Source organism: Ruegeria sp. AL1 (assembly GCF_056540905.1).
Genome location: NZ_JBQFXP010000009.1, coordinates 127,765 through 151,826, shown reverse-complemented (window position 1 = coordinate 151,826; position 24,062 = coordinate 127,765). Strand labels below are relative to the sequence as shown.

The following is a 24,062-nucleotide window of genomic DNA, read 5'->3' as shown; positions in this document are numbered from 1 at the left end:
CATCTGTCTGCAATCCAACGATTTCACAAACCATGAGGCAAGGGGCAAGAACCACAGATGCAAGCATTACTCAGCGTAACGCCGGGCGGGCCTGAAACTCTGGAGATGACCTCGCTGCCGGATCCCACGCCTCAGAAGGGGCAGATTCTGATCCGGGTGCACGCGGCAGGAGCAAACTTTCCCGATATGCTGGTGATCCGGGACTTGTACCAGATCAAACCACCCCGGCCCTTTGCACCCGGCGGTGAGGTCGCCGGCGAGGTGATTGCATTGGGCGAAGGTGTCAGCGGATTTGTCCCCGGTGACCGGGTTCTGGCGCTGACCGGCCATGGCGGGTTTGCCACGCATCTGACCCTAACGGCTAAATCTGCGGTGAAGATACCAGACGCGATGCCATATGAAGACGCAGCCTGTTTCATCTTCACTTATGGAACATCCTATCACGCGCTCAAGGACCGGGCGGCGGTGGCTGCTGGTGAGACGGTGCTGATCCTCGGGGCGGCAGGCGGCGTTGGCTCTGCCGCAATAGAACTGGCCAAAGCAATGGGCGCACGGGTTATTGCTGCGGTCTCATCACAAGACAAAGCTGCGTTCTGCAAAGACCTTGGTGCAGATGATACCCTTGTTTATCCGCGTGATCTGGACAAGGCCGCCCAAAAAGAGCTGTCAGGCCAGATTAAGGCGCTGGCGGGCGGAGAAGGCGTCGACGTGGTCTATGACGCGGTTGGCGGAGATTACGCCGAACCGGCGTTGCGCAGCATGGCGTGGAACGGTCGTTATCTGGTGGTTGGCTTCCCGGCGGGTATTCCAAGCCTTCCTCTCAATCTGACCTTGCTCAAAGGATGTCAGGTCGTAGGCGTGTTTTGGGGGGCATCCGTGTTCAGGGACCCCAAAGGTCATGCCCAGAACATGTCAGACCTGTTCAACATGTACGCATCTGGCGAGATCAAACCGCGGATCACAGCCCGATTTCCATTGGAACGCGCTGGTGATGCGCTGGAAATGCTGAACAATCGGTCGGTTCTGGGCAAGGTTGTCGTTCTGATGGACGATATGTGACGCGCGTTACAGCGCAAACCCGTGCTCTGTGACAACATAATGAATCAAGTGTGGTGGCGCGACCCTGACGCCGCTGGACCTCCGCATGTTTCATGCGTAAGGAAAATATTAAGTTGGGGACAGTTTGACGATGCAGAATATCCTGGTTTTGAATGGTCCGAACCTGAACATGCTGGGTATCAGGCAGCCTGAGGTTTACGGTCGTACATCGCTGAAAATGCTCGAGGAGCTGTGCGTGTCCCATGGCGCGACGCTGGGGCAAACCGTCACGCATTTTCAATCCAATCACGAAGGTGCCTTGGTTGACGCAATTCACGCCGCCCGGGGGACGCAGGACGGTATTGTCCTGAACGCCGGGGCGTATACACATACATCGATTGCCCTGATGGACGCGATCTCGTCCGCCGAGGTTCCCGTGGTTGAAGTGCACATGTCCAACATTCATGCACGCGAATCATTTCGGCACAAATCCTACATTTCCCGAGTTGCCATCGGCCTGATTTGTGGTTTCGGGGCGCAAAGCTATGTCCTCGCCCTTGAGGCGCTGGCAGCGCATCTTGGTGCGGAGGGCGCGGGATGAACCTCAAAGAGTATCTCAATTTTCTAAGCTATACGAAAACGCTGGAAGAGCTTTGGGATGCACATTGCCGCCAGATGGCGCAATTTGGTTTTGACCGTCTCTTGTACGGCCACACCCAGTTCCGCACGGCGACCTCGTTGGGCGATCCGGAAGACTTTGTCATCCTGACCAATCACTGCAATGACTATCTGAACGGTTTTCTCCGCTCGGGCCTGTATTTCCATGCGCCGATGTTGAAATGGGCGCTGAAGAATGAAGGGGCCGCCAGTTGGAGCATGATCGGGGATATGATGTCCAATGACGTGCTGTCAGCGGATGAGCTCAGAGTGTTTGAATTCAATAAATCCCGTGGAATCACTGCAGGTTACACCGTCAGCTTCACATCAGTTTCCATGCGGTCCAAAGGGGCTATCTCGCTGTGTTCCAGAAACAGCGAGAGCCAGGACGAGGTCGATGAGATCTGGCGTGAACATGGCGACGACATTCTGTTGATGAACAACGTGGCGCACCTTAAGATTCTGACCCTGCCCTACAATGCGCCCAACCGCGCGTTGACAAAACGCCAACGCGAGGCGCTGCAATGGGTGGGTGACGGTAAGACCACGCAGGACATCGCGTTACTGATGGGGCTGACTGCCGCTACGGTCGAAAAACACCTGCGTCTGGCGCGCGAATCCCTGTGTGTAGAGACAACGGCACAGGCCGTTCTAAAGGCGTCTTTGCAGAATCAGATGTTTGTGATGGAAGCCTAGGGCTGGCTATGATGCTAAGCCGCGTCAGTTGACGCTAGGTAAGGAAATCATTACTTTCCAAAGACACCCTCTAAGTTGCAAAGTGATAATGTTCCGTGAGTGGTGGCTTTAGCCAGGGAACATTTGGTCAGACCTCTGCAATACCAGAGCTCTCTGATCGCTCTGACATGGGGGCGCCTATTTGTCCGCGTGCCTACGTTGGAATTTGTGAGGGGTCCTGTCCATCCCCATCATGCAGGGCCCCTCATTCTATTTCAGGATCCGTTTTCTGCAGTTCTTGTTACGCATGAAAAAACCGGCCACGCGATGCGGCCGGTTTCATAACATTCAAAGGACCCTTTTCTGGGGCCAGCGTCTTTAGCCCTGAGCGGCCTTGGCGACTTCGGCTGCGAAGTCTTCTTTTTCGACCACGATGCCTTCGCCAACTTCCAGACGGATAAAGCCTGTGATGGTGGCACCCGCTTCCTTGGCTGCCGCTTCGACGGTCAGGTCAGGGTTCACAACAAAAGACTGGTTCAGCAGAGTCGACTCGGCCACGAATTTCTTCATGCGGCCTTCGATCATCTTTTCGATCACCTGCTCCGGCTTGCCGGATTCGCGGGCGATGTCCATCTGAACCTGCTTTTCCTTTTCGACAACAGCCGGATCCATGTCCGCCTCGGACAGGGCCGCCGGGTTCACAGCCGCGATGTGCATCGCAACCTGTTTGCCGATCGCTTCGTCGCCGCCAGTCAGAGCAACCAGAACACCGATTTTGCCCATGCCGTTGGTGGCTGCGTTGTGGACATAGGACACAACGGTGTCGCCCGACAGCTTCGCCATACGGCGCACCGACATGTTCTCTCCGATGGTCGCGATCTTGTCGGTCAGAGTGTCGGCAACGTTCTTGCCGCCCAGATCAGCGGCCAGCAGGGCCTCGACGTCAGCAACGCCTTCCGCTGCATAAGCGATCTTGCCGACCATTTCCTGGAACTCGGCGTTCTTCGCAACGAAGTCGGTTTCCGAGTTCACCTCGACCGCAACACCGTTGCCGCCATTGACGTGAACAGCAACCAGACCTTCGGCTGCGGTACGGCCCGATTTCTTGGCCGCTTTGGCCAGGCCTTTGGTGCGCAGCCAGTCAACGGCTTCGTCCATGTTGCCGCCAGTTTCGGTCAGCGCTTTTTTCGCGTCCATCATGCCTGCGCCAGTCGAGTCGCGCAGTTCTTTCACCATTGCTGCTGTGATTGCCATCTTTGGCTCTCCTCAATTCAAACGGATTAGGGGCAGGTCTACCCTGCCCCATATGTCATTCACGTGACGGGCAGCTTACGCCTGCGCCGGAGCTTCGGCTTCGGCGGGCGCTTCTTCCGCAACGACTTCTTCAACCGGCGCTTCCTCGAACGCACCCAGGTCAACACCTGCAGCACCCATCTGAGCGGTCATACCGTCCAGCGCGGCACGAGCGGCCAGATCGCAATACAGAGCGATTGCGCGGGCTGCGTCATCGTTGCCGGGGATGATGTAGTCAACACCGTCGGGCGAGCAGTTGGTGTCGACAACAGCCACAACCGGGATACCCAGTTTGTTGGCTTCGGCGATGGCCAGTGCTTCTTTCTTGACGTCGATGACGAACAGCAGGTCAGGAACGCCGCCCATCTCGCGGATACCGCCCAGCGAGGCCTGCAGCTTCTGCTGGTCACGCTCCATGCCCAGACGCTCTTTCTTGGTCAGGCCCTCGGCGCCCGATTCCATCGCTTCGTCGATCTGGTTCAGACGGTTGATCGACTGGGAAACGGTTTTCCAGTTGGTCAGCGTGCCGCCCAGCCAACGGTGGTTCATGAAGTACTGGGCCGACTTTTCGGCCGCTTCAGCGATCGGGCCAGCGGCCTGACGCTTGGTCCCAACGAACAGAACGCGGCCACCTTTTGCGACGGTGTCACGCACGGCCTGCAGCGCCTGATCCAGCATCGGAACAGTCTGGGTCAGGTCCATGATGTGGATGCCATTGCGCGAGCCGTAAATGAACGGGCCCATGCGGGGATTCCAACGCTGTGTCTGGTGACCAAAGTGAACGCCAGCTTCCAGCAGCTGACGCATGGTGAACTCGGGAAGAGCCATGCTTTACTTTCCTTTTCCGGTTTACGCCTCGGCGGGGGTGAAAGAAGCGGATGCTCCAACCGGCGGGCCGGATAAGGATGTCTCCCCTAAACAGCCCAAACCCCGCCTGCGGGTTTGAATGGCGCGCGTATATGACAGGATTGGATGGGGCGCAAGGGTCAAACGCCCTTATTTTTCAAGCCGTGCGAGGGCATGGGCATGGCGCACGACCTCTTCACAATGCGCGGCCAGTTGTTTGCGGTTGTCGAAATCGTTAACCCGCGCGGGTGCGTGATAGATCAACTCAACCGATCCCTGTCGGCGCGCGCCCAGCGTTTTGATCAGATGCGGTCCGAAATCCATATCGCCCCACCAGCCATAGAACCTGTCAGGCTGGCCTTTGGGTGCGTGAAAAATAACCGAGACCGGTTGCACATACATAAAACTACGCAGATCATCTGCAAAGAATGCCGCGAAGAGTGTTGTTTTAAAAGGTAAAACGCGCAGCCCGTCGGTCGAGGTGCCCTCGGGGAAAAACAACAGTTTATGCCCTGCATTCAAACGTTCCTGAAAAACACGGGTCTGTTCGCGGGCTTTCTTCGGGTTGCGTTCGATAAAGACGGTTCCAGTGGCCCGGGCCAGCCAGCCGATGCCAGGCCAACTGGCAACTTCGGCCTTCGACACAAAGTAAATCCGTTTGCGTGCGTTCAGCGCAAAGATATCCAGCCACGAGGAGTGATTGGCCACTACTGCACCATGTTCGTGCATCAAAGTGCCTGAGGTGCGAAATCCCATGCCCAGGATGCGGAATGCATTGCGGCACACGAATTGGGTGATAAACGGCGTCACCGGGCGGCGGACGCCAAACAGCGGACGCTCGACCAAGCGGACGCTTAGTAGTACGATAAGCCCCCCGAAAACCAGCAAAGCCAACGGCAACCCACGCAACAGGACCAACGTCCAGCCAAGCAGGCCAAGCCGGATCGGGTCAGGTGCGTCGTCGCTGTCCCAAAGGGGTTCGTTCACCGGATTACGCCCCGCTATACATACGGCGCTGTCGCTCGTTCATCCGTGCCGTGTCGAGGATCAGGCACACATCGGTGGTGTTAAAGCTGTGATCGATGAACGCGCCCTCGCCCACGTAACCTCCCAACCGCAGATAGGCTTTGATCAGGGCGGGAACCTGCACCATCGCTGCGCGACGGTCCAGGTCGTCGGGTGCAACCAGATCCATGGATTGAAACACGCCGGGCTGGGCGCGCACGCGCAATTCTGGTGGGGCAATATGGTTGTGGTGAAGCAAGGACAGCGGTTGGGCCAATGCCTCAATATCGGTGCCGTGGAAACTGGCGACGCCGAACAAAACCTCGATCTTGTGCTCGGCCACATACCGCCCCAGACCGTTCCAAAGATGGTACAGCGCCGTACCTCCGCGATAGTCGGGATGAACGCAGGACCGCCCAAGTTCCAGCAACTTGCGCCCGCTGTTCTTCAGAACAGTCAGATCGTATTCATCTTCTGAGTAGAACTGCCCGAGTTCCGCTGCACGTTCGCCCGGTAACAGTCTGTAAACGCCAACAACTTTGCCGGTTGAGTTGTCATAGACCAGCATGTGGTCGAAATAGGGGTCAAAGCGGTCCTGCTCCAGGCCGGATGCGTGGTCGACCAAGTCACCACCGCCGCCCAGTTCGCGAACAAAGACATCATAGCGCAGCCGCTGAGCGGCCTTCAGCTCGACCTCGGTCTCGGCGAGTTTCACGGTGAATGAGGGGCCTGCATCCGGCATGTGCTGTGTCCGTTCTTGCTTCTGCGCGCTGATACCTCAGTTTTTCGGCGGAAGGCAACTGCCGTAGCTCTGGCCAAGGTTGTTAACCTTTCCTAAACCAGTTTCACGGATCAAAGACCGGCATCAGGGCGATGCGTGTCCCGTCGATCACCACTTTCCCCTGCTCGCGAAAGTTAACGGTGATCTTGCCGCCGATGTTGGACTGTACCTGTCCAACGCCCCAGTCGGGGTAGTCGGGGTGACGGACATACATGCCCGGTGCAAGAATTGCATTGAGGTCTGACATGGCTGGGCTCCGGGTCCGGCGGCAGATCGTATCAGGAGGTACGCATGAGCGGTACGGACGTCAACCTGGCCGAATTGATCGGGTCGCGGATTTGTCATGATCTGATCAGTCCCATCGGGGCGATCACCAACGGGTTGGAACTGCTGGAAATGGTCGGCGCCGCACATGGGCCTGAGATGGAGTTGATCACCGGCAGTGTGGGCAGCGCCAAAGCCCGGATCAGGTTCTTTCGCGTGGCCTTTGGCGGTGCTGGCGATCAACCTTTGGGAAAGGGGGAAATTGCCGAGCTTTTGCAGGATGTGGCTGGCGTCGGGCGTGTACGCGTCAACTGGAACCTGACCGAACCTGTTCCGCGCAATCAGGTGAAACTGGTGTTTCTCGCAGTAATGTGCTGCGAAAGCGCCATGCCCTTTGGTGGTCAGGTGAACATTCAGACCACTGGGAAAAACTGGAACGTGACCGGAACAGCAGACAAGCTGAACATTGAGCCCGAGCTTTGGAAGGGTCTTGCGTCCGGCCGGTTCGTCAACAAGGTGACCCCGGCACAGGTTCAATTCGCGTTGCTGCCCGAAACGGCAGCTTCCATGGGGCGACGGGTGGCGGTGGACACCACCTCTACCCGCGTGGCTATCCGCTTTTAGGCGCGCACGGTTCCGTTGCCGCGAACCAGATACTTGAAGCTGGTCAGTTGCGCCGCGCCCACTGGCCCGCGTGCATGCATCTTGCCGGTCGCGATGCCGATCTCGGCTCCCATCCCGAATTCACCACCATCAGCGAACTGAGTTGAAGCGTTGTGCATCAGGATCGCACTGTCGAGCCGTTCAAAGAACCGCGCCGCCGCCTCAGCATCTTCGGTCATTATGCAGTCGGTATGGTTGGATCCGTATTGGCGAATATGGGCAATTGCGGCATCGACATCTGCGACCGGTCTGGCGGCGATGATGCTGTCGAGATATTCCTTGCCCCAATCCTGCTCGGTCGCGGCGACGGTACCTTCAACTGCCAGCGCCCCTTCGGCGTGAACCTCAACCCCGGCTGCTTGCAGCGCGGCGATCGCGTCGCGGCCAAGAGTATTGACGACATCCTGATGGATCAGCAGGCATTCAGCTGCGCCGCAGATCCCGGTGCGGCGGGTCTTGGCGTTCAGCACCACGTCGAGGGTCTTTTGCGGGTCAGCAGCCTTGTCGATATAGATATGCACGATGCCTTCAAGATGGGCAAAAACCGGCACCCGCGCTTCACGCTGCACGAGACCGACCAGACCTTTGCCACCGCGCGGAACGATGACGTCCACATAGTCGGTCATGGTCAGCAATTCCTGCACCGCCGCACGGTCGCGGGTGGGCACAAGCTGAATGGCATCCTCGGGCAGGTTGGCCGTTTTCAGCCCCTCGACCAGACAGGCGTGGATCGCGCCCGAGGAATGAAAGCTCTCGGACCCGCCGCGCAGTATCACGGCATTGCCGGACTTCAAACACAACGCGCCTGCATCCGCCGTTACGTTCGGGCGGCTTTCATAAATTACGCCGATCACACCCAGCGGCGTGCGCACGCGCTGAATGTTCAGGCCCGAGAGCATGTCCCATTCGGCGATCACCTCTCCCACCGGATCGGGCTGATCGGCCACGGTCCGCAGCCCGTCAACCATGCCCTGCACGCGGGCCTCGTCCAGCATCAGGCGGTCCATCATGGCCGGGCTCAGGCCCTTATCACGTCCGAATTCGAGGTCTTTTTTGTTGGCCTCAATGATGTCCGCACGGTTGTTCCAGACGGCTTCGGCGGCGGCGATCAGCGCTGCGTGCTTGCGTTCGGCACTGGCAAAGGCAAGCTCGGCCGAGGCCCCTTTGGCGCGTGCACCAAGGTCAGCCATCATTGCGGGAATATTGTCAAAATCCTTCATCTCAAGCGCCTTTCGGTCTCAGTATATCCAATTGGGCCATCACAGCGCCAGGTCATCGCGATGTATCAGCGCCGCCCGGCCGGGATAGCCCAACGTCGCCTCGATCTCGGACGATCTCCGCCCTTTGATCGCGTCCGCTTCCTGCGCGGTATAGCGGCTGAGCCCTTGCGCCAGCCTGCGGGCCTGCGCATCCAGAACAGCCACCGGATCGCCCCGGCCAAAGTCTCCGGTGACCTCGACTATGCCAGCAGGCAGCAGGCTTTTGCCATTGGAAAGCGCCTTGGCCGCACCGTCATCAATCACGATTTCGCCGCGCGGTTTCATGGCCGAAATCCAGCGCTTCCGGGCCGCATGCGGATCAAGCGTCGCCGTGAACCAAGTACAATTCGCGCCGTTTTCAAGCGTTTTCAATGGGTTCAAAGGCGATCCCTCGGTGATCGCCATATCACATCCCGCAGCCGTCGCCATCTTGGCGGCCAACAGTTTGGTCTTCATGCCACCCTTGGACAGACCTGATCCGGCGTCGCCTGCCATGGCCTCGATCTCGGGCGTGATCTGTTCGATCACATCGTAGCGGGTGGCGGAGGCGTCCTCGTTGGGATTGCCGGAATAGAAACCATCAACATCCGACAGCAGAATCAATTGATCCGCCCCAATGGTCACGGCAATCTGCGCCGCCAGCCGGTCATTGTCGCCATATCGGATCTCATCCGTGGCGACTGTATCGTTTTCGTTGACAATCGGAACGACACCAAGCCCCAGCAGGGTTTCCAGCGTCGCGCGTGAATTCAGATATCTCCGTCGGTCCGCGCTGTCCTCCAGCGTGACCAGCACTTGTGCGGTTTTGATTTCATGCGGCGTCAGAGCCTCCTCATAGGCTCTGGCCAGCCTGATTTGACCAACCGCCGCGGCGGCCTGAGACTGTTCCAAAGGCAGGTTCTGCATCGGTAGGTCCAACACGCCGCGCCCCAGGGCGATTGATCCGGACGAGACCAGCACGACATCCGTGCCCTGACCTTTCAGCCAGGCCACGTCCTGCGCCAGCGATTTCAGCCAGTCCGATCTCAGCAATCCCGTATTCCGGTCGACCAGAAGGGCCGACCCGATCTTGACCACAAGGCGGCGGGCCTGCGTCAGGGTTGCCAAGGCGTGGCCTCCTCAGCGGGTTTATGGCGCACGCGGTTGTCGTCAATCCGGGCACGCAGGGCGCGCAGCACCTCGGTCACACCCAGATGCGCGACGCCGGACATGGTCATGACCGGGCCGCCGACGGCCTCTTGCAATTCGGCCTTGGCCAGTTCGCGTTCCTCATCATCCAGCGCATCAACTTTGTTCAGGACGGTGATGCGCGGCTTGTCGGCCAACTCTCCGCCATAGGCCTCAAGCTCGTGGATGATGGTGCGATAGTCATCTCCCACCGTGTCCGAAGTGCCATCGACCAGATGCAACAGGACAGCACAGCGTTCCACATGGCCCAGAAAGCGATCTCCGATCCCCCTGCCCTCATGAGCGCCTTCGATCAGACCGGGAATGTCGGCGACGACGAATTCCACATTGTCCACGCCGACCACGCCCAGATTGGGGTGCAGCGTGGTAAACGGATAGTCCGCGATCTTGGGCCGCGCGTTCGACGTGGCCGCCAGAAAGGTCGATTTGCCCGCGTTCGGCATACCCAACAGACCCACATCCGCAATCAGTTTCAGGCGCAGCCAGATGGTGCGGTCGATCCCCGCCTGCCCCGGATTGGCCCGACGCGGCGCCTGATTGGTCGCCGATTTGAAATGCAGGTTGCCGAAACCGCCATTGCCACCCTTGGCCAGCAGCACACGCTGGCCAACCTCGGTCAGGTCGCAGATGACGGTCTCTTCGTCTTCGTCCAGAATCTCGGTGCCCACCGGTACGCGCAGGATGATGTCGTCACCATCCTTGCCGGTGCGTTGCTGGCCGCGACCGGGCTGGCCGTTCTTGGCGAAGAAATGCTGCTGATAACGGAAGTCGATCAGAGTGTTCAGGCTGTCCACAACCTCAACCCAGACCGAGCCGCCTTTACCGCCATCCCCGCCATCAGGACCGCCGTATTCGATGTACTTTTCGCGCCGAAAGCTGACGCAACCGCCACCTCCGGCCCCGGACCGGATGTAGACCTTTGCAAGATCGAGAAATTTCATGACTGTCCCCTACTGCAAAGGCCCCATCGGCCACAAGTCAGAGTTTCTTGGTATAGGTCCAGGTGGGCACATTCGCATCGCGCGCCACCGAATAGGTTTCTGCATCACCAAGGTATTCAAAACCGCAATGCGTCAGCACCCGCGCCGAGGCCGGGTTATCCTGAAAGACGCTCGCGAACATGTTCGCGTTTTCCAACGGGTTGGCATTTACCAACGCCTCAACCGCAAGCGACGCGATGCCGGTGTTCCAATAAACCGGAGCGACCCAATAGCCCACCTCGGACTGGTTGCGATCCAACCGCGTCAGCGAGATCAGGCCAATCAACTCGGGGCCATCCTCCTTAGTAGCATCCATTGCCCAGACATCCTCGTCCCGGTCTTCAGCCATCGAACGGGTCACGAACGCTTCGATCGAGCCGGGTGGCAATGGGTGTGGAATCCGAGTGGTCATGCGCGCCACGCGCTCGTCGCCTGCATAATGCTCGATGAGACCCATATCCGACCGACGCAGAGGGCGCAGGTCGAACCGCTCGGTTTCGATGACCGGCTGGTTTATTATCGTCTCAAGTTTCATGAATGCGTTCCTCCTCCGAACAACACAAAAAATACGGACGCAACCGTTAGGCCGGCCAGTGTCCACATCAGATATTTTTCCGCAGGCCGTCCTTCAACCGCATGGGCGATCCGATCCCCCGCGAAGGTCCAGATCGGGTGCAAAACCGCCTGACAAAGCAATAAACAGAGAGCAATCGTGAACGTGGCGTTAACGCTTGGCGTTCCCGCCGCAACAAATCCGGTAAATCCGGCGATGATCATAGCCCAGGCCTTTGGGTTCAGCGGGTGTACGATCAAACCCGCCCAAAACCCGGGTACATCGCGCGGGCTGGTCCCGCGGGACAACCGCAGATTGGCGATTTTCCAGGCCAGCCAGCAAATATAAGCGGCCGACGCGTATTTCAGGACCGCGAACACCAGCGGCGCCTGATCGGCCATCTGCATCAGGCCAAATCCGACCGGCCAGATGATCAATTGTTTGCCCAGTATGACCCCACCGACAAAGGGCAGCGCAGCCCGAAAGCCATAGCGCGCACCGGTGCCCAGCAGGACCATGTTGGCCGGTCCCGGCGTGCCGACCTGGCTGGCGGCAAAGATCAGGAAACTGGTGGTTGCGACGGTCACTGCAGCGCCTCCCACGCGGTCCGCGTCAACTGCATGTCTTGTATGATCACGTCTTCGTTGGTCGAGCGCACTGTCGCCCGATGCTGCCCGCCGGGCTGGAATCCAAGCCGGTTCAAAACTGCTGCGGACCGCGCGTTACCTTCGTGATAGCCAGACCTAAGCACCTGCACATCAGACCGGAAGTGACGCGAGACCATCGCCCGAGCGGCCTCGGACACAAATCCCCGTCCCCATGAGGGCTTCCCGACCCAATATCCCAGCTGATTGCCGATCGAGATACAGCCGATCAGCGTGTCATCATTTGTGATCGCAAACGCATCCTGTTCGTCAGCCATCGTTTCGATGAAAGCCGACGCATCCTCGGGGCCATAGGGATGCGGAACGACAGTCAACCACCGCACCACATCCATGTCGTTCAGAAGCGCGACCAGACGCGCCGAGTCGTCACGCCGAAAACGACGCAAGACCAGACGTTCTGTTGTGATCACTTCGGTCATAAGACCACTCCTGAAAACGAGAAAGGGGACCGGTATTTCTACCGATCCCCTGCTTTTTCAAACCTTATGGGTTTCGGCTTACTCTGCGGCCTCCGCCACTGGCAGGACCGAAATAAAGGTGCGGTTTTTGAGGCCTTTGTGGAACTTCACGGCGCCATCGACAGTTGCAAAGATTGTGTGATCTTTGCCCATGCCCACGCCTTCGCCCGGCCAGAACTTGGTGCCGCGCTGACGTACGATGATGTTGCCTGCGATGGCCGCCTGGCCACCATAGAGTTTCACGCCAAGGCGGCGACCTGCTGAGTCGCGACCGTTACGGGAGGAACCGCCAGCTTTTTTATGTGCCATTCTCTCTCTCCTTAGCCTTGAGCCAGTTCTTTGGCCTGCTCAACCCATTCGGGTTTCACTTTGACGGTGTCGATAGCAGCAATCTGCTCATCCGACAAGGCGGCCAGAGCGGCAAAGCTCTCGATACCGGCCTCAACCAGCTTTTTGGCAGCGGCAGGGCCGACACCGTTCAGCTTGGTCAGATCGTCAGCGGCAGCAGCGGCAGGTGCCTCTGCTTTGGCTTCGGCTTTCTTGGCAGGCTTTGCAGCAGGTGCTGCGGTGCCAGCCGGAGCAGAGCCGGTTGCAGCTTTGATGCCCGACTTGTCAGCGCCCGACGACAGGATGTCGGTGATTTTGACCAGAGTCAGTTTCTGACGGTGGCCAACGGTACGCTTCGAGCTGTGCTTACGACGGCGCTTGACGAATTTGATGACCTTGTCACCTTTGATCTGTTCGATCACTTCGGCCTGTACGCCAGCGCCTTCAACGAAAGGTGCGCCAACAACCGGAGCGTCACCGCCCAGCATCAGAACATCGTTGAATTGAACTTTTTCACCTGCGTCGGCAGCCAGCTTTTCAACGCGGAGCACATCGCCCGCCTGAACCTTGTACTGCTTGCCGCCAGTCTTGAGGACCGCAAACATGCGTCTTTCCTTTGTCCAACCGCGTTCTGTGGTCCCCGTCTGGGAGTTTTGGCTCCAAGAAACTTGAAAGCCACCTCGAACAGCGCGCCCTTTTCGGGCTGTGTGAAGACCCTGAGGCGCACGCCTTGGGTCAAATAATAACGAGACCCGGCGCGGAAGAACCGGCCGGGATGCGGGCTTATCCAAACAATAGGGGGCAAAGTCAACCCTAAACGAACATCACAAATCCGAGGCCCGCATTGCTTGCGCAACCGCCGCACCGAGCTGGTAGGAAATGTCATTTATCAAAGAGTCGAATCCCTCGAACAAGGCATGGTTCAGAGCCTGGCCGGTGTCGGTTCTGGAAAAGGCGATGTTCTCGCGCAGTTGACCTTCGTTCAGCGGTTGATAGGCCAACAGGAGAAACGCATACATCCATTCCGTGGTTTCTTCTTCGGTATTGTCCTGGTTTGACAAAAGTTCGCTCAGGATCGCCTCATCATCCGCCGGCACGCCCGGCCCTGATGAAAGACCGCGATAAAAGCTGAAATCCGCGCTGATTGTGCCGCGCACGTTCTGGTCGATCAGATCGTTGACCCGGATATACTCGTCCACAAGCTGATAAAAAGCGCTGTCCGTATCCACGGTCTGATAGGTCGACCGCGCCATGTCTTCGATGGTGTCTTCCCCCATCGCGCGACGGGCCGAGTTTTCCAATGACACGATGGTCTGCCCCAAATCGCTTTCAAAAAAGATCGCTGCCTGTTCAAGCTGCGCCTCCGTCATGTGAAGACCAACGGTTTCAGCCATTTGCGCCGTCATCTGTTCAGGGTCATAAAGATCGGCCACCTGTGCCGCGAAATAGGCACCGCCCGAACCGCCCAGCAGCCCCTCATTCATCATGCGGCCCTGTTCCCGCCCTTCGTCACTCAAGATCTCCATGAAGGCGGGCACCTGCATCGCTTCCATCAACCGATCCACATTGGGATTGGCCGATGCCGACACAGCCCAGACCGCGCAGATCAAAGAGATGGTAAACGCGCGCATCAGATGTCTTGCGCCGGGCGCAGTTCGGACATCCGCGCGGCCAGAACTTCGAACCGCATCGCCATGATCTCGTATTGGATAGCATTCAGAAGCTCATAGACTTCCTGCATCAACGGGTGCTCCAATGCCACGACATAGGCATCGACTTCGTCATCCGAGAAGTCCTTGTACGTAGCGGCTGATCCCGCCAAAGCCGACAATTGCAGCGACCGGCGCATATCGGCCTCGTTCCGCTTCATCCTTTCGCGCAGCTCGTCACCGCTCAGTTGCAGGTCGATTACCCCGGACGCGCTGGCGGCCAGCAGGAACCGCACCTGAATCTCTTGCAAGGCCCGCAGCGAGGTGCCGCTGGCATCCACCGCCCGGTTCATCCGTTTGAAACTTTCCACCCGCTCCGAGCCGTTCTTGATCAGCTCCGAGACGATTTTCTGTCCCTGCAACTGTTTTGCTTCGTCGTCATCATCCATATGCGCCGCGTTTTCTGCCTCGACCAGCCGTTGTCCCAGATCGCTGGCATAGAATGTGACCGCATGGGTCAGCGCCTCATCGCTGAGGGTTTGTTCAAGGATGGACACAGCGGTTTCGTGCATGGCTTCGGTGTCGAACACCTCATTCGTCAGGCGCGTCCAGTCCGAGCCGAACCCATCCGCGTCAATCCCCAGCATGTCCGGTGCCGAGGCCGACGCAAACGCAATGCTTTCCAGCGCCACGTCAAAGCCGGTCGTGGTCAAAAACGCCTCAATCCGTTCACGGCTGGCGGCGTGCGTTTCCGAAACAGTCCAGCACAGGGCGAAGATGGCGATGCAGAGGTTCAGGGTGTATGTGCGAATGTGTTGGGTCATGACAAACAGCGTAGGAGATTTCAGCCCGCTGGCAATGGAAAATCCTTCTATCTTGAAAATCGGGAATTTTCTGCTTGCACCCCTGCCCGTTCCTCACTAAATCCCCCCTTCACAGACCCCCGCGGAGAGGTGCCGGAGTGGTCGAACGGGGCGGTCTCGAAAACCGTTGTGGGTGCAAGCCCACCCAGGGTTCGAATCCCTGTCTCTCCGCCACTATCTCGTTGAAAAAACACTATTATCGCGTTAAGGACGTGCCGCGATTCCCGTTGTAGCGGTAATCTGGAGTCAAAGGTGTCATATTATGACACCCTGTGCTGCCTCTGTGATCGTTGCGCTAAAACACCGTTCAAGACCGAGAAGGTCCGAACGTGATCAAGCCCACGTGTCTTTCCGTTCCAGCGGCGCAAGCTCAGTTTCCTCGCTCATGGCATGAATCCGCCACGCGAATGTGCGGCGATCAGCGTCGCGTGGCTCAAAACTATGCCGTGATTTCAAATTGGGAGTTTTCCCCTTTGTTATCAGATATTTTCAAATCATCTGGCGACACATTTTCGCGGAAGGAGATCAGCATGTCGCGATTAATCATTATTACAATCATCGCAGTCATAGGTGTCGGTGCCTATTTCTACGCAACCCAACCCGAACCCACTCCGTCTGAACAACTGCAATCGGCGGCGGAAGATGCCGGTGACGCGGTATCCGAAGCTGCAAGCGCCGTTCAGGAGGCCGCCAGCGCGGCGGTTGACGCAGCGACGCAGCAAGGCGCAGACGCCGCAGCGGAGGCCCAGGATCAGGTTGCGGCTCTGGCGGCTCAGGGACAGGAACTGCTCAACAGCTGGGTGCAAGACGGTCTGTTGACAGCGCAAGAGCTTGACTATGATGCCATGATTGCATCCGTTCAGGACAGTGCTCTGGCGCAAGACGTCAAAACCCGGGTGATCCGGATTCTGGAAGACATCAAGGCCTCCCCAGATCTGGCCGCCGAAAAGATTCTGGAACTTCGCAACTATCTGTCTTCACAATAAATGAAGGTATGGACGGGTGATTTAAATCCGTCCCACCATTTCGCCGTAGGGCAATTCCGCGACGTTAGGGCTGCACGCGATTGACGCTCACGCTTCCATTTGTTTGGTTTGCACAATACGCACAGCCGGGCGCTCGGATACCACGACAATGCACTGAACGCCCGTTCCGAATTCGCCAAAACCTTATTGTCTGCAGACCAAGGATACACATATGACTTCCCTGCCATCCACAATGTTCGCCGTTGTTCAGACACATGAGGGATACGCAGCGACAGCATCCGGGCCGACGCTTGACAACGCTTCGGACTGGCTGGCAGATGCCGAACTACCGTTGCCGCAACCCGGGCCGGGACAGGTTCTGATCCGGCTGCGAACAGCCTCGGTTAACCCTTCGGACATCCATTTTATAAAAGGCGAATATGGCCAACCCCGAGTCAAAGGCGCGGCAGCGGGGTTCGAGGGATGTGGTGATGTGGTTGCCACAGGGGCTGGTGCCGAGGGCCTGCAAGACAAGCGCGTCGCCTTCGTCGCGGCGGGTTCAGGCGCATGGGCAGAATATGTGGTCACGCAGGCCCAGATGTGCATCCCCCTCCGGTCTGACATCTCGGACGAGGATGGTGCTGCACAGATCGTCAACCCACTGACGGCGATGGCCATGGTGGATATCGCGCGACAGGCGGGCGATGCCTTTATCGTATCTGCTGCGACCAGCCAGTTGGGCAAGCTGATGTGCAGCCTTGGCCGCGATCTGGGGTTGAAATCCATCGCTCTTGTACGTCGTGCCGAAGCGGTTTCGCCGCTGAAGGCCCTGGGAGCGACCGAGGTTCTGGTCACCTCTGACCCGGACGTAGTGCAGAAATTCGCGGCTATCAGTGCGGAACTGAAACCACGCGTGTTTTTGGATGCCGTGGCAGATCAACTGTCTGAACAGGTTTTTTGCGCCATGCCCAATCGGGCCAGATGGATCTGTTACGGAAAGCTCAGCACCGAGTTTCCGCAACTGACCCAGACCGGGCAATTGATTTTCATGAACAAGCGGATCGAAGGGTTCTGGCTGACTCAGTGGATGATGTCCACGCCGCCGGAAGATCAGATGCGCGTCATTGCCGAGGTGCAGGCGCGTTTTGCCGATGGACGTTGGAAAACTGACGTGTCCGGGCACCTGTCTCTGCGCAATGTGGTGGCCGATCTGGCGCGCGCGCTGAAAAAGAGTGACGGCAAGGTGATTATCACGCCATAATGGCATAAGACCTGCAAAGACGGACAGAATCCGGGGCGTCAAACAGGCCGGACATAACGGCATGGGAGGGTGAGTTTGGATAACGCACAGCTGCTGATTAGCGGGCTGGCGAATGGCTGTGTCTATGGCCTGATCGCCCTTGGCTTTGTGCTGATTTACAAGGCGACCGAGGCGGTGAACTTCGCGCAGGGCGATTTCATGATGCTGGGGGCGTTTGTCACGATCGGTCTGACCAACACCGAATATATGGGGTTGCCGTTTCTTCTGGCCTTGCCGATCTCATTGGCCATCATGGGTGCGCTTGGATATCTGATCGACCGCCTGATCATTCGCCGTCTGTTCGGAGAAAGTCAGGTTGCCGTGGTGATCCTGACCATTGCCTTGGGCTTTGTCATCCGCTTCGTGGCAGGCCTGATCTGGGGCCACGAACCCCAAACCCTGCAAAACCCGCTGGCCGGGAAAGAGGTCCGATTTGGCGGCTTGGTGCTGGGCATGGAAGATGTGGCCGTGATTGTTGTCACCATCCTGCTGACTTGGGGCCTGTATGTGTTTTTCAGCAAAACAAAACTGGGTCTTGCGATGCAGGGCGCATCTCAAAACCAGTTGGCGGCGTATTACATGGGCATTCCCGTGAAACGGGTTCAGGGCTTTATCTGGGCTCTGGCCGGGGTCGTTGCCGGCATTGCGGGCATTCTGTTCGCGGCCAAGGGATCTGTCGATCCGACCACGGGACTGTTGGGCATCAAGGCCTTCGCCGCTGCAGTCATCGGAGGCTTTGGCAGCCTGCCCGGCGCATTGGCCGGAGGCCTCATCGTCGGTGTGATCGAACCCTTCGCCAGCCGGTATATCGCTGCCGGGTACAGCCAGATTGCGCCTTACGCTTTGCTTCTGGCCGTTCTGATCTTTCGCCCACACGGTTTGTTCAGTCAGGTCAGGGTCAAGAAGGTCTGAACGCCATGAGGATTGTATTCAAAACCAATTACATGCAGGATATCCGCCCCTGGAAGGATGGCTATCAGCTTTGCCTCTATCTGATCCTGCTCGCGGTGGTTGCCGCCGCCCCGCTGTGGCTGGACGCATTTTATCTGGGAGAGCTGACAAACGTCCTGATCTGGGCGATTGCAGGCCTTGGGCTGATGATCCTGACCGGCCATACGGGTCAGGCCAGCCTGGGCCACGCGGCGTTTCTGGCCGTGGGCTGCTATGCGAATGTCGTGCTGATCGAATCCGGCGTGCCCTTCCTGATCGCCTTTCCGCTGGCCGGGGTCATCACCGGTATCGCGGGGGTCACGGTGGCGATCCCTGCCCTGCGTCTGCATGGGATTTATCTGGCGATCTTCACATTGGCGCTGTCGGTTCTGATGGATGACATCATCGTTCTGGCGGAACCGATCACCGGTGGCGTCGCCGGGAAATTCCTTGGCGGGGTTGAGATTTTCGGCGTTCTGGTCGACCGCTGGGCCACGCCCAACCTGTTCTTCTGGCTGGTTCTGTCGGTCGCCGTGATCGTGACGCTGGGATACATCAATCTGCTGCGCTCGCCCCTTGGGCGCAGCTTCATCGCCGTTCGGGATTCCGAGGTTTCGGCACAGGCCATGGGTGTCGATCTTGCCCGTACCAAGATGATCTCGTTCGCCTTGTCCTGCGCGATTACGGGATGGGCGGGTGCCTTGATGGGGCTGTTTGCCGGAGCCTTCAACAACGAAACCTTCAGCGTTGTGATCTCGATCCAATTGCTCATGATGATCGTGATCGGCGGTCTGGGTTCGATCCATGGTGCATTTCTGGGGGCGATGGTGATCGGCTTCCTGCCGCAGTTTCTGTCTATCTCGAAAGAATATGTCGGTGCGATTTTTGGCGGCAACACCGTCGCGATACCGGGGCTGGAATTCGGCATTTTCGGCATGATCCTGATCGCCTTCATCCTGTTCGAGCCGATGGGCATGTATGGTCGCTGGCTCAAGATCCGTACGTGGTTCGAACTGTTTCCCTTCTACCGTAAGGATATGTTCAAAAAGCAGAAATCCTACCTCAAGACGGAGCGTCTGAGATGAGCCTGCTGGAGTTCCAAAACGTCACCCTGAAGTTTGGTGGCCTGACGGCAGTGGATGATCTGTCTTTTTCAGTCGATGAGGGCGAAGTTTTTGCCATCGTCGGTCCCAATGGCGCGGGCAAGTCCACTGTGTTCAACCTGATTTCGCGGTTTTATGACCCGTTTGCAGGGGCGATCCGCTTTGACGGGCACGATCTTCTGCAGGTCAAGCCTTCGGGCGTTGCGTCCTTCGGAGTGGCGCGGACCTTTCAGAATATCGAGCTGTTCGAACATGCCTCGGTCCTGCAGAACCTGCTGGTTGGACGACATCGTCACCGCAAAACCAACATGCTGTCAGACATCCTGTTCCTGCCGTCGGCACGCCGACAAGAGATCGAGAATCGCGAGAAGGTCGAGCAGATCATTGATTTCCTCGATCTTCAGGCGTTCCGCGACAAGATGATCTCGGGCCTTCCTTACGGCGTGCGCAAGGTGGTCGAGGTCGCCCGCGCGCTGGCGACAGACCCCAAGCTGCTGTTGCTGGACGAACCGGCCTCGGGGCTTTCGGTCGAAGAGACCACCGACATGCGCTGGTGGATCGATGATATCCGTCGGCAGATGGGGATCACGGTGCTGATGGTCGAACATGATATGGGGCTGGTCTCGGGTGTCTCGGACCGTGTTCTGGCGATGGCCGATGGCGCGATGCTGGCGCTTGGCACGCCTGCTCATGTGCAGTCCCATCCGGCGGTGGTCGAGGCCTATCTCGGGAAAGCCTCATGACTGAGCCGATCCTGAAAATTCGCAATATCGAAAGCTTTTATGGACCCATCATGGCCATTCGGGGCGTGTCGCTTGATGTGTACCCGGGCCAGATCGTCTCGATTCTGGGCGCCAACGGTGCGGGCAAGACCACGTTGATGAAAACGGTATCGGGTGTCATGGACCCGGAAAAAGGTACGATCACATTTGACGGGCGCGAAGTTCAAGGGTCGGAACCTCATAAGGTCGTGCAGCAGGGCATTGTCCATGTTCCTGAAGGGCGCGAGGTTTTTCCACTACTAACGGTCGATGAAAACCTCAGCCTTGGGGCATACACCTTGTCAGACAAGGGGCGGATCGACCACGACCGAGAGCTGGTGTTCTCGTATTTTCCGGTCTTGAAAGACCGGCGCAATCAGGAAGCAGGCACCTTGTCCGGCGGGCAACAGCAGATGCTGGCAATCGGACGCGGCTTAATGGCCAGTCCAAAGGTCATGTTGCTGGATGAACCTTCGTTGGGACTGTCTCCGTTGTTGGTTCAAGAGATATTTGGCATCCTGAAACGTTTGAATGATGAGCAGAACATGACCATGATGCTGGTCGAACAGAATGCCAACGCGGCGCTGGAACTGGCGCATCGGGGGTATGTGATGGAAATCGGTCGGATCGTAATGGACGGAGATGCGAAGGCTTTGATGCAGTCCGAAGACATCCGGAATTTCTATCTGGGCGTCCAGGAAGAAGGCGCGCGTGAAAACCGACGCTGGAAACGCAAGAAGACGTGGAGGTAAGCCAGATGGATGCCATCGCCCTGCCCCCGCAGAAAACGATCAATGGTGTGCAGTTCAACGCCACGCCCGGCCAACGCCCGCTGCTTGTGGATGGCTGCCTGACGATTACAGAGTTGTTCCAGAAAAGATGCGCTGAACTGGGGTCGCGCACAGCACATCGCGAAAAGGACTTTGGCATCTGGAAGTCCTATTCCTGGGCCGATTACTGGCAGCACGCGAAATGGATCGGTCTGGCTTTGCGCAAGTTAGGTCTGAAACGCGGCGAGGTGGTGTCAATCCTGTCGGAAGACCGCAAAGAGTGGTGTTGGCTGGACATGGGAATTCAAGGTGTCGGCGGCATTGCGTCCGGCGTCTACACAACCGACTCGGCCAGCCAGTTGCAGTACCTTATCAACGACAGCGCAAGCCGCGTTCTGATCGTCGAGGACGAGGAGCAGCTGGACAAGTTCCTTGAGATCGAGAAGGACGTGCCGGATCTGATTAAGGTCATCATTCTCGACGACGAAGGGCTGCACGACCTGAACCATCCCCGATGCATGATGATTGCAGACCTGTACGCATTGGGCAAACAGGCCGAAGCCGAAGACCCCGGCGCATTCGAAGCCGAAATTGCGCAAACGACGCCTCAAGACACCGCCCTTCTGGTTTACACGTCAGGCACGACCGGCAAACCCAAAGGCGCGATGCTGAGCAACGAGAACATCATGGCCGCGATCGAGGCCGGAGCGCTGTCCCTTCCCGCGCTGGAGACGGACGAACAACTTTGTTTTCTGCCGCTCTGCCATATCCTCGAACGCGACGTGTCCGTCTTTTACCCGCTGGCCGCAAAAAGCACCGTTAATTTTGCCGAAAGCACCGAAACGGTTTTTGCCAATCTGCAGGAGGTTTCGCCCACGACATTCACGGCCGTGCCCCGTGTGTGGGAAAAGATCTATTCGCAGGTTCAGCTTATGGCCAGACAAGCCACTCCGATCGGGCGCGCGGCCTTTGGCATGGCGCTCAAGGCTGGCGCGGCGCGGGCGGCGTATATTCTGGACAACAAAACCGTACCCGTACCGGTCGCGGCGTATTTCTGGCTCTGGGACCGTCTGGTTCTGCGCAATCTGCGGCGGATGCTGGGCCTCGACAAACTGCGTCGAGGCGGATCAGGCGCCGCACCGATCTCACCCGAGCTTCTGCGCTGGTTCTGGGCCATTGGTGTGCCTATGGTAGAAGGGTTTGGCATGACCGAAACATCAGGCATTGCCGCGTTGAACACGCTTGAGGCCAACAAGATCGGCACAATCGGGCAGGCAGTGCCCGGAAACGAATTACGGATTTCGGACGAGGGTGAAATACAAGTCAAGGGGTTGAACGTGTTTCAGGGATATTGGCGCAACAACGCCAAAACCGCTGAGACATTCACAGCCGACGGGTGGCTGCGCACCGGCGATATGGGACATGTCGATGCCGATGGGTTTGTCACGATCACCGGACGCCTCAAAGACGTCATCATCACCGCCGGAGGCAAGAACATCACGCCAGCCGAAATCGAAACCCGGCTGAAATTCAGCAATTACGTGTCCGACGCCGTGATTATCGGCGACAAGCGCAAGTATCTGACGGCCCTGATCATGATCGATCAGGAGAATGTCGAGAAATTCGCGCAGGAAGCCCGCGTGCCGTTCTCGAATTTCGCGTCGCTCTGTGCGGCACCCGAGGTTACCGAGCTGATCCGCGCCGAGGTCACAGCCGCCAACAAGGCATTCGCACGGGTCGAACAAATCAAGGATTTTCGACTGATTGATGTATTATTGTCCGCAGACGACGAAGAACTGACGGCCACGATGAAGCTAAAACGCAATCTGGTTGAAAAGAACCACGCACATCTCATTGAAGACATGTATAAATAATTGGATAGAAAGGGAGGAACATTATGAGGAGTCTGATCCACGGATTGGCTGCAGCGACTGTTTTTGGTGCCGGGGGAACGATGGGCTGGGCGCAAACCCAGGGCGTCACCGACGATGAAATCGTCATCGGTTCCGTCAATGACCTGAGCGGTATTTTTGCTGCCGTAGGTGTACCCGCCACCAAGGGCGCGAATGTCGTGTTCGATCGGGTCAACGCCAATGGCGGCGTCCACGGTCGAACGATCCGGTTTGTGGTCGAAGACAACGGCTATCAGATGCCGCGCGCGATGCAGGGCTATAACAAGCTGCTGAACCGCGACAAGGTGTTTGCCATGCTGCAATCCCTCGGCACTCCGATGAACATGGCCGGATTCAAGCTGCTGGACCCCAAAGGCATTCCGAATGTGGCCCCTCTGACGGCTGCGCGACAGATGCTGCAGGAGCCGATGAAGAACAAGTTCACTTCGTTCTCGACCTATTTTGATCAGGCCCGGGTTGGCGTGAAATACCTGAACGCACAATTCGACTCGCAAGCGGTGTGCACAATGTACCTGCCCACGGATTTTGGAGAAGAAATTCTGGAAGGCAGCAAGGCTGGTGCCGAGGAAATCGGGATCGCGTTTGTCGCCGAGACCACGCACAAGCCGGATGAAACAGATTTTGTCGGCTCGCTTAGCAAACTCAAAGAGGAAGGTTGCGACATCGTTACGATGGCGCTTGGCGTGCGTCAGGTGATCACCGTGGTCGGCACCGCCAAGAAAATGGGGCTGGAGGATATGAAATTCCTCGGTACATCGGCCAGTTTCCTGACCGTGGTCGCGCAGGTTCCGGGCGGCGTGACCGATGGGTTTTACGCGGCGGCTTCGTGGCAGGACCTATGGGCCCGCGCGGATGAGCCCGCCCCCGCCGCTTTCATTGAAGAATACAAAGCCGCAACCGGAGAAGATCCTGTTGGCTTCGCCATGCTGGGCTACTCTGCCGCGGAAATGATGGTCAAAGCACTGGAGGCCGCTGGTCCGGACCTGACCCATGACAGCTTTATTGCCGCGATGGAGTCTCTGGACTATCGCGATGAGCTGGTCGGAAACCACATCACCTATGGGCCGGACGACCATCAGGGCGCGGATTCCGTTTATGTCAGCGTTGTCGAAAACGGAGCCTGGAATATCGTTTACGAAGAGTGACGCGAAGAACG

27 protein-coding genes and 1 tRNA gene are annotated in these 24,062 nt (G+C 57.9%); 13 read left to right on the top strand and 15 right to left on the bottom strand.

Translation table 11 applies throughout. The features are described 5' to 3' along the window. Positions 1 to 57: 57 nt before the first annotated feature. The 3 genes from ACRZ9X_RS15490 (at position 58) to ACRZ9X_RS15480 (ending at position 2,391) form a co-directional block, all read left to right on the top strand. The gene (locus tag ACRZ9X_RS15490; protein WP_480520409.1) at positions 58 to 1,059 is read left to right on the top strand and encodes an NADPH:quinone oxidoreductase family protein; all 1,002 of its coding nucleotides are present in this window, start codon (positions 58 to 60) and stop codon (positions 1,057 to 1,059) included. A gap of 130 nt (positions 1,060 to 1,189) precedes the next feature. Continuing rightward, on the top strand, positions 1,190 to 1,639 hold the full coding sequence (gene aroQ, locus ACRZ9X_RS15485; protein WP_480520407.1) for a type II 3-dehydroquinate dehydratase: 450 nt from the start codon (positions 1,190 to 1,192) through the stop codon (positions 1,637 to 1,639). Continuing rightward, positions 1,636 to 2,391 carry an autoinducer binding domain-containing protein gene (locus tag ACRZ9X_RS15480; protein WP_480520405.1) on the top strand — a complete coding sequence of 252 codons (756 nt, stop codon included), beginning with the start codon at positions 1,636 to 1,638 and terminating at the stop codon, positions 2,389 to 2,391. Before aroQ ends, ACRZ9X_RS15480 begins: the two co-directional genes overlap by 4 nt. A 357-nt stretch (positions 2,392 to 2,748) precedes the next feature. Here ACRZ9X_RS15480 and tsf read toward each other — a convergent pair whose 3' ends face one another. The 5 genes from tsf to ACRZ9X_RS15455 all read right to left on the bottom strand — a co-directional run bounded on the left by tsf (position 2,749) and on the right by ACRZ9X_RS15455 (position 6,542). Further along, positions 2,749 to 3,624 carry a translation elongation factor Ts gene (tsf, locus tag ACRZ9X_RS15475; protein ID WP_480520403.1) on the bottom strand — a complete coding sequence of 292 codons (876 nt, stop codon included), beginning with the start codon at positions 3,622 to 3,624 and terminating at the stop codon, positions 2,749 to 2,751. A gap of 75 nt (positions 3,625 to 3,699) precedes the next feature. Continuing rightward, positions 3,700 to 4,491, bottom strand: a complete 792-nt coding sequence (gene rpsB, locus ACRZ9X_RS15470; protein ID WP_480520402.1) for a 30S ribosomal protein S2 — start codon at positions 4,489 to 4,491, stop codon at positions 3,700 to 3,702. 168 nt (positions 4,492 to 4,659) lie between these two features. Continuing rightward, positions 4,660 to 5,496, bottom strand: a complete 837-nt coding sequence (olsA, locus tag ACRZ9X_RS15465; RefSeq protein WP_480520401.1) for a lyso-ornithine lipid O-acyltransferase — start codon at positions 5,494 to 5,496, stop codon at positions 4,660 to 4,662. Between the two features lie 4 nt (positions 5,497 to 5,500). Next, entirely contained in the window at positions 5,501 to 6,256 is a 756-nt protein-coding gene (gene olsB / locus ACRZ9X_RS15460) for an L-ornithine N(alpha)-acyltransferase (RefSeq protein WP_480520399.1), read from the bottom strand. A gap of 103 nt (positions 6,257 to 6,359) precedes the next feature. Next, complete coding sequence (locus ACRZ9X_RS15455; protein ID WP_480520397.1) at positions 6,360 to 6,542, bottom strand: DUF3553 domain-containing protein; 183 nt, start codon at positions 6,540 to 6,542, stop codon at positions 6,360 to 6,362. Between the two features lie 44 nt (positions 6,543 to 6,586). Here ACRZ9X_RS15455 and ACRZ9X_RS15450 point away from each other — a divergent pair, with 44 nt between their 5' ends. Continuing rightward, positions 6,587 to 7,183, top strand: a complete 597-nt coding sequence (locus tag ACRZ9X_RS15450) for a histidine phosphotransferase family protein (protein ID WP_480520395.1) — start codon at positions 6,587 to 6,589, stop codon at positions 7,181 to 7,183. Here the strand turns inward: ACRZ9X_RS15450 and ACRZ9X_RS15445 are convergent. From ACRZ9X_RS15445 to ACRZ9X_RS15400, 10 genes are all read right to left on the bottom strand, one after another. Then, a complete protein-coding gene (locus tag ACRZ9X_RS15445; RefSeq protein WP_480520393.1) occupies positions 7,180 to 8,442 on the bottom strand; it encodes a glutamate-5-semialdehyde dehydrogenase in 1,263 nt (420 codons plus the stop codon). The genes ACRZ9X_RS15450 and ACRZ9X_RS15445 overlap by 4 nt on opposite strands. Before the next feature lie 39 nt (positions 8,443 to 8,481). Further along, a complete protein-coding gene (gene proB / locus ACRZ9X_RS15440; protein ID WP_480520391.1) occupies positions 8,482 to 9,588 on the bottom strand; it encodes a glutamate 5-kinase in 1,107 nt (368 codons plus the stop codon). Beyond that, positions 9,576 to 10,610: a GTPase ObgE gene (obgE, locus tag ACRZ9X_RS15435; protein ID WP_480520389.1), complete on the bottom strand. Its 1,035-nt coding sequence runs from the start codon at positions 10,608 to 10,610 to the stop codon at positions 9,576 to 9,578. The genes proB and obgE overlap by 13 nt, the downstream gene beginning before the upstream one ends. A 37-nt stretch (positions 10,611 to 10,647) precedes the next feature. Next, the gene (locus ACRZ9X_RS15430; RefSeq protein WP_480520387.1) at positions 10,648 to 11,184 is read right to left on the bottom strand and encodes a GNAT family N-acetyltransferase; all 537 of its coding nucleotides are present in this window, start codon (positions 11,182 to 11,184) and stop codon (positions 10,648 to 10,650) included. Next, positions 11,181 to 11,789, bottom strand: coding sequence for a LysE family translocator (locus ACRZ9X_RS15425; RefSeq protein WP_480520386.1), 609 nt, complete (start codon positions 11,787 to 11,789; stop codon positions 11,181 to 11,183). Before ACRZ9X_RS15425 ends, ACRZ9X_RS15430 begins: the two co-directional genes overlap by 4 nt. Beyond that, positions 11,786 to 12,286: a GNAT family N-acetyltransferase gene (locus ACRZ9X_RS15420; protein WP_480520384.1), complete on the bottom strand. Its 501-nt coding sequence runs from the start codon at positions 12,284 to 12,286 to the stop codon at positions 11,786 to 11,788. Before ACRZ9X_RS15420 ends, ACRZ9X_RS15425 begins: the two co-directional genes overlap by 4 nt. A 78-nt stretch (positions 12,287 to 12,364) precedes the next feature. Further along, a complete protein-coding gene (gene rpmA / locus ACRZ9X_RS15415; protein ID WP_010440093.1) occupies positions 12,365 to 12,634 on the bottom strand; it encodes a 50S ribosomal protein L27 in 270 nt (89 codons plus the stop codon). Between the two features lie 11 nt (positions 12,635 to 12,645). After that, the gene (locus tag ACRZ9X_RS15410) at positions 12,646 to 13,257 is read right to left on the bottom strand and encodes a 50S ribosomal protein L21 (protein ID WP_480520382.1); all 612 of its coding nucleotides are present in this window, start codon (positions 13,255 to 13,257) and stop codon (positions 12,646 to 12,648) included. A 219-nt stretch (positions 13,258 to 13,476) separates the two neighbouring features. Beyond that, positions 13,477 to 14,283, bottom strand: a complete 807-nt coding sequence (locus ACRZ9X_RS15405; RefSeq protein WP_480520380.1) for a DUF2059 domain-containing protein — start codon at positions 14,281 to 14,283, stop codon at positions 13,477 to 13,479. After that, on the bottom strand, positions 14,283 to 15,125 hold the full coding sequence (locus ACRZ9X_RS15400) for a DUF2059 domain-containing protein (RefSeq protein WP_480520378.1): 843 nt from the start codon (positions 15,123 to 15,125) through the stop codon (positions 14,283 to 14,285). Before ACRZ9X_RS15400 ends, ACRZ9X_RS15405 begins: the two co-directional genes overlap by 1 nt. A 123-nt stretch (positions 15,126 to 15,248) precedes the next feature. Between ACRZ9X_RS15400 and ACRZ9X_RS15395 the strand changes: the two genes are divergently transcribed. The 9 genes from ACRZ9X_RS15395 (at position 15,249) to ACRZ9X_RS15355 (ending at position 24,051) form a co-directional block, all read left to right on the top strand. Further along, positions 15,249 to 15,338 (top strand) — tRNA-Ser (locus ACRZ9X_RS15395). A gap of 356 nt (positions 15,339 to 15,694) precedes the next feature. Beyond that, the gene (locus tag ACRZ9X_RS15390; RefSeq protein WP_480520376.1) at positions 15,695 to 16,150 is read left to right on the top strand and encodes a hypothetical protein; all 456 of its coding nucleotides are present in this window, start codon (positions 15,695 to 15,697) and stop codon (positions 16,148 to 16,150) included. 211 nt (positions 16,151 to 16,361) lie between these two features. Beyond that, complete coding sequence (locus tag ACRZ9X_RS15385) at positions 16,362 to 17,390, top strand: alcohol dehydrogenase catalytic domain-containing protein (protein ID WP_480520374.1); 1,029 nt, start codon at positions 16,362 to 16,364, stop codon at positions 17,388 to 17,390. Between the two features lie 75 nt (positions 17,391 to 17,465). Next, on the top strand, positions 17,466 to 18,341 hold the full coding sequence (locus ACRZ9X_RS15380) for a branched-chain amino acid ABC transporter permease (RefSeq protein WP_480520372.1): 876 nt from the start codon (positions 17,466 to 17,468) through the stop codon (positions 18,339 to 18,341). Positions 18,342 to 18,346: 5 nt separating this feature from the next. Further along, positions 18,347 to 19,444 (top strand): branched-chain amino acid ABC transporter permease, encoded by a 1,098-nt coding sequence (locus ACRZ9X_RS15375; protein WP_480520370.1) that lies wholly within the window; start codon positions 18,347 to 18,349, stop codon positions 19,442 to 19,444. Then, positions 19,441 to 20,205 (top strand): ABC transporter ATP-binding protein, encoded by a 765-nt coding sequence (locus tag ACRZ9X_RS15370; RefSeq protein WP_480520368.1) that lies wholly within the window; start codon positions 19,441 to 19,443, stop codon positions 20,203 to 20,205. Before ACRZ9X_RS15375 ends, ACRZ9X_RS15370 begins: the two co-directional genes overlap by 4 nt. Further along, positions 20,202 to 20,975, top strand: coding sequence for an ABC transporter ATP-binding protein (locus tag ACRZ9X_RS15365; RefSeq protein WP_480520366.1), 774 nt, complete (start codon positions 20,202 to 20,204; stop codon positions 20,973 to 20,975). Before ACRZ9X_RS15370 ends, ACRZ9X_RS15365 begins: the two co-directional genes overlap by 4 nt. 5 nt (positions 20,976 to 20,980) lie before the next feature. After that, the gene (locus tag ACRZ9X_RS15360) at positions 20,981 to 22,867 is read left to right on the top strand and encodes an AMP-dependent synthetase/ligase (RefSeq protein ID WP_480520364.1); all 1,887 of its coding nucleotides are present in this window, start codon (positions 20,981 to 20,983) and stop codon (positions 22,865 to 22,867) included. A 23-nt stretch (positions 22,868 to 22,890) separates the two neighbouring features. Further along, positions 22,891 to 24,051 carry an ABC transporter substrate-binding protein gene (locus ACRZ9X_RS15355; protein ID WP_480520362.1) on the top strand — a complete coding sequence of 387 codons (1,161 nt, stop codon included), beginning with the start codon at positions 22,891 to 22,893 and terminating at the stop codon, positions 24,049 to 24,051. Positions 24,052 to 24,062: the final 11 nt, after the last annotated feature.

What these genes read in the sequence shown, in the direction of transcription:
- ACRZ9X_RS15370 (WP_480520368.1), top strand. Translation starts at nt 19,441, where the DNA reads ATGAGCCTGCTGGAGTTCCAAAACGTCACCCTGAAGTTTGGTGGCCTG.
- ACRZ9X_RS15430 (WP_480520387.1), bottom strand. Translation starts at nt 11,184, where the DNA reads ATGAAACTTGAGACGATAATAAACCAGCCGGTCATCGAAACCGAGCGG.
- obgE (WP_480520389.1), bottom strand. Translation starts at nt 10,610, where the DNA reads ATGAAATTTCTCGATCTTGCAAAGGTCTACATCCGGTCCGGGGCCGGA.
- ACRZ9X_RS15360 (WP_480520364.1), top strand. Translation starts at nt 20,981, where the DNA reads ATGGATGCCATCGCCCTGCCCCCGCAGAAAACGATCAATGGTGTGCAG.
- ACRZ9X_RS15455 (WP_480520397.1), bottom strand. Translation starts at nt 6,542, where the DNA reads ATGTCAGACCTCAATGCAATTCTTGCACCGGGCATGTATGTCCGTCAC.
- ACRZ9X_RS15400 (WP_480520378.1), bottom strand. Translation starts at nt 15,125, where the DNA reads ATGACCCAACACATTCGCACATACACCCTGAACCTCTGCATCGCCATC.
- ACRZ9X_RS15410 (WP_480520382.1), bottom strand. Translation starts at nt 13,257, where the DNA reads ATGTTTGCGGTCCTCAAGACTGGCGGCAAGCAGTACAAGGTTCAGGCG.
- tsf (WP_480520403.1), bottom strand. Translation starts at nt 3,624, where the DNA reads ATGGCAATCACAGCAGCAATGGTGAAAGAACTGCGCGACTCGACTGGC.
- ACRZ9X_RS15355 (WP_480520362.1), top strand. Translation starts at nt 22,891, where the DNA reads ATGAGGAGTCTGATCCACGGATTGGCTGCAGCGACTGTTTTTGGTGCC.
- ACRZ9X_RS15365 (WP_480520366.1), top strand. Translation starts at nt 20,202, where the DNA reads ATGACTGAGCCGATCCTGAAAATTCGCAATATCGAAAGCTTTTATGGA.
- aroQ (WP_480520407.1), top strand. Translation starts at nt 1,190, where the DNA reads ATGCAGAATATCCTGGTTTTGAATGGTCCGAACCTGAACATGCTGGGT.
- ACRZ9X_RS15390 (WP_480520376.1), top strand. Translation starts at nt 15,695, where the DNA reads ATGTCGCGATTAATCATTATTACAATCATCGCAGTCATAGGTGTCGGT.
- rpmA (WP_010440093.1), bottom strand. Translation starts at nt 12,634, where the DNA reads ATGGCACATAAAAAAGCTGGCGGTTCCTCCCGTAACGGTCGCGACTCA.
- ACRZ9X_RS15375 (WP_480520370.1), top strand. Translation starts at nt 18,347, where the DNA reads ATGAGGATTGTATTCAAAACCAATTACATGCAGGATATCCGCCCCTGG.
- ACRZ9X_RS15385 (WP_480520374.1), top strand. Translation starts at nt 16,362, where the DNA reads ATGACTTCCCTGCCATCCACAATGTTCGCCGTTGTTCAGACACATGAG.
- ACRZ9X_RS15490 (WP_480520409.1), top strand. Translation starts at nt 58, where the DNA reads ATGCAAGCATTACTCAGCGTAACGCCGGGCGGGCCTGAAACTCTGGAG.
- ACRZ9X_RS15445 (WP_480520393.1), bottom strand. Translation starts at nt 8,442, where the DNA reads ATGAAGGATTTTGACAATATTCCCGCAATGATGGCTGACCTTGGTGCA.
- ACRZ9X_RS15480 (WP_480520405.1), top strand. Translation starts at nt 1,636, where the DNA reads ATGAACCTCAAAGAGTATCTCAATTTTCTAAGCTATACGAAAACGCTG.
- ACRZ9X_RS15420 (WP_480520384.1), bottom strand. Translation starts at nt 12,286, where the DNA reads ATGACCGAAGTGATCACAACAGAACGTCTGGTCTTGCGTCGTTTTCGG.
- olsB (WP_480520399.1), bottom strand. Translation starts at nt 6,256, where the DNA reads ATGCCGGATGCAGGCCCCTCATTCACCGTGAAACTCGCCGAGACCGAG.
- ACRZ9X_RS15405 (WP_480520380.1), bottom strand. Translation starts at nt 14,283, where the DNA reads ATGCGCGCGTTTACCATCTCTTTGATCTGCGCGGTCTGGGCTGTGTCG.
- ACRZ9X_RS15450 (WP_480520395.1), top strand. Translation starts at nt 6,587, where the DNA reads ATGAGCGGTACGGACGTCAACCTGGCCGAATTGATCGGGTCGCGGATT.
- rpsB (WP_480520402.1), bottom strand. Translation starts at nt 4,491, where the DNA reads ATGGCTCTTCCCGAGTTCACCATGCGTCAGCTGCTGGAAGCTGGCGTT.